Annotated in this window: 1 pseudogene; it reads left to right on the top strand. The window is 67.4% G+C overall.

The features are described 5' to 3' along the window. Window positions 1-233, top strand: a pseudogene (locus H928_RS32445) (hypothetical protein); the annotation flags it as partial. Window positions 234-365 lie beyond the last annotated feature (132 nt).

Here is a 365-nt window from a genome sequence, read left to right as displayed (position 1 = left end):
CCGACTCGGATGGCGACACCCACACGGGCGAGGCAGCCCCTGACAGCGACCACGGCGATCACCGCGATCACCGCGAAAGCCCGCCCCAACCCGCCCCCATCACCCAAACCGCCCACACCGCGCTGCGCGATTATTGGGTCGCCCACAGCCCGCATGCCGGCTTGCTGTGGATCTTCCACACCCGCCTGTCGGCCAACAGCGGCGCCTGGTTTTTGCATGGCCGCTTTGCCTGAGCTGCGCAGCCCCCGTCCCAAGCCATGGCCACCCGTCCCAAACTCTCCATCCCGCACTACGCTGAGCTGTGGTGCCTGAGCAATTTCAGCTTTCTGCGCGGCGCCAGCCATCCGCATGAGCTGGTCGAGCGC

The sequence above is a fragment of the Comamonas sp. B-9 genome, from assembly GCF_000410635.1.
GTDB lineage: Bacteria > Pseudomonadota > Gammaproteobacteria > Burkholderiales > Burkholderiaceae_C > Comamonas.
Note: the sequence above shows the minus strand (reverse complement) of the source record. Positions and strands in the feature narration are given on the sequence as shown.